Below are 2,713 nucleotides of genomic sequence, written 5' to 3' on the forward strand. Positions count from 1 at the left end.
AAGCTGCCCGAGAACGCGATCACGCTCCCCGAGGGGACGGTCCACCTCCCCGACGGCACGATCCACCTGCCCGAGGGCGCGGCGATCCCGGAGGGTGTGACCAAGCTCCCGGACGGCAACTTCAAACTGCCCGAGCACACCCCGGCGATCCCCGAGGGCTCGGTCAAACTCCCCACGGACGCGGGCGCCCCGGCCCGCTACTACGACCCCCAGGGCAACCTCCTCGACGAGAACGGCACCGTCCTGAAGTCCGCGGAGGACGGCCCCGGAGACATCGTCGACCACCCCGACAACCCCACCTCGGGCTCCGACCTCCCCCGGGTCGACACCCCGGCGAAGGAACCGGCCCTCGTCGGCGCCGGCACCCACACCGCCGAGTCCGGGGCACAGCACATCAAGCTGGGCAACAGCCTGGACACCGACCTCGGCGACGTCGGCCACACCGCCGACAACACACCCACACCCCACACGGGCGACCACCTCCCCGGAGGCACCGCGGACCACCTCCCCGGTGGTTCGGCCCACGAGCATGGTGCGGGCCCCTCCGCGAGTCATGAGCCACCGACCGGCCACGGCGATGGCCCCGTAACCCATCACGGCGACGGTCCGGCATCTCACCACGACGGCCAGACCACCGGCACACATGAGCAGACCGGCTCGGCGGGACACGGTCATGAGGGCGGCAGCACGCCAGGCGGCCACGAGGGCGGCCCGGGCGGATCGGGCGAGGGCGGCGTTCCGGGAGACGCCCCGGGTGGCGGGCACGAGCCTTTCCGGGACCCCGAAAGGGTCGACGAGGGTGACCATGCGGCCAGTCCTCCGACCGGCCCCATGACGCTGGACCAGGAAGCCGGGGTCCAGGCCGCGCTGGACCGAGCGAAGATGTCGGCGCAGGATCAGCAGCGCCTGCTCACCCAGTTGCGCAAGGGGGACTACGGTGCCGGAGTGGCCGAGCACATCGCTCGCGGGGACTTCGCCGACTGCCCGGGCTACCGGGAGCTGCTCAACCAGACCAAGCAGAAGGGGATGCTCCCCGCGGTTCACCAGGCGATGGAGTACGCGGCGGAACTGAAGGCGCACGGCGTGGAGGATCTGGCCTTCGAGCACAAGCTGCCGAAGCAGAATCTGGATCTCGACGTTCTGGTGAAGTCGGGAGACGAGATCAAGTACGGATGCCAGCTCAAGGACGTGCAGCATGAGCACGGCATCGGTTCCGCGGCGCGTAAGATCGCTCAGAAGCAGCTGGGCGGCGAGATCGACGGCCCCAAGGTCGCCATTCTGGACGTGCACGACACGCGGGCCGCTCTCACCGAGTCAACCGTCAAGGACGTCGAGTTCTACGCTCAGAAGACCGGAGCGGTTTTCCAGATCCGATTCCGGGACGGCTCGGTCACCATTCCGCCCGGCGGCCAGATCTATCCCTAAGGAATCCGCATGTCTACGTTGATGCGCGCACCTGCTGAGTGCGCCTCGTGGGAATGGGAGCTGGACGCGTTCGCGCCGCCAGGTCTGGACTCCGCCCTGATGACCGCCGTGCGGATGTCTTCCCTTCTGCGTGACCATGGTCTGTTGGAGCCGGACACGCTGGAGTGGCAATGGCTCGTCGCCGGGCGTGGCAGCGTCGGTGTCACCACGGGTCTCGCGCTCCGGGGAAAACTGGATGAGGCTGAACTCGCTCAGCGAATTCAGCAGTGTCGCCCTGTGGGGTTCCCGGACGCCGGGATCGGCGCGCTGACCGTTTCCGGCACGGGCACCTGGATCGACGCGGGAGGCGCGGAGCACAGCGAGCCCGGTCTCGTCGGACTCACCGTCTACGCCGATGAGCGCCATCTGGCCGCAGAAGTCGCCGTGTTCCACGATGTCTGGGGCTACTGCGACTTCGGTGGGGTTCCGCACCCGGATGTGCAGAGGCGAAATGCTCCTCGTCTGGCCGCCGCCCTTCAGGAACTCGAATCGATGCTCGGTGTGGCCGCCGAGACCGGTGATCCGACGTACTTCGGGCGGGCGGAGGGGTACGGGTTGGAAATGCCCGACCTGATCGACGGGTTGGGCCCCGACCTCACCGACATGCTGTGAGCGGACGCGAACCGGCTGCACCGATCCGTATCGACGTGGATGACCCCGAAGTCGACATGGACAACAGGCAGCGCCTGCTGTTCCGGGGCGAGCTCTTCACGGGCGAGGCCGTGGAGCACCAGGATGGTGCGCTCGTCAGCCTCGAATGCTACGAGGAGGGCCTGCGGCACGGTCCGAACCGGGAGTGGTACGAGGACGGAAGGCTTCGCTCCGAAGGGACCGCGCGGCGTGGCCGCCCGGTCGGTGTCTCGCGTGCATGGCACCCCAGCGGCCTGCTCGCACACGAACGAGTCTTCGCCGACGACGGGCTGACCATGCTGTCGGATCACGAGTGGGACGAGAACGGGCAACCGACGAGGGCATGGAGCCAGTAGGGGCGGTTCGGGGTGAACTGGCCTCTGTGTCCCCATGTGTTGGTCATGGGCTTGTGGTGTCTCTGTGCGGATCGTCACCCTCGATTGCACAGGCAATCGGTCAGTTGATAGGGATGGGTCTGCGTGCAGTGCGCGTGATGTGAGTCAAGTGAGCCGAACGGGGGCCTTCATGAAGTTCGACATGGGTGCGCAGACGCTGTCGACGTTGCAGCGTGATTCGCGTGGGTCGAGTGATGATCTGGGTTCGTTGATCAAGCAGTTGG

2 protein-coding genes and 1 pseudogene are annotated in these 2,713 nt (G+C 67.5%); all 3 read left to right on the forward strand.

The window, feature by feature from the left end; translation table 11 throughout:
- Nucleotides 1–1,425 (forward strand): annotated as a pseudogene (locus tag ABZ490_RS52075) (hypothetical protein); the annotation flags it as partial.
- 9 nt (nucleotides 1,426–1,434) lie between these two features.
- Entirely contained in the window at nucleotides 1,435–2,076 is a 642-nt protein-coding gene (locus ABZ490_RS52080) for a hypothetical protein (RefSeq protein ID WP_359008090.1), read from the forward strand.
- Nucleotides 2,073–2,450, forward strand: coding sequence for a hypothetical protein (locus ABZ490_RS52085; RefSeq protein WP_359008092.1), 378 nt, complete (start codon nucleotides 2,073–2,075; stop codon nucleotides 2,448–2,450). Before ABZ490_RS52080 ends, ABZ490_RS52085 begins: the two co-directional genes overlap by 4 nt.
- Nucleotides 2,451–2,713 lie beyond the last annotated feature (263 nt).

Source organism: Streptomyces sp. NPDC005811, assembly GCF_040630405.1.
In the GTDB taxonomy this organism is placed as follows: domain Bacteria; phylum Actinomycetota; class Actinomycetes; order Streptomycetales; family Streptomycetaceae; genus Streptomyces.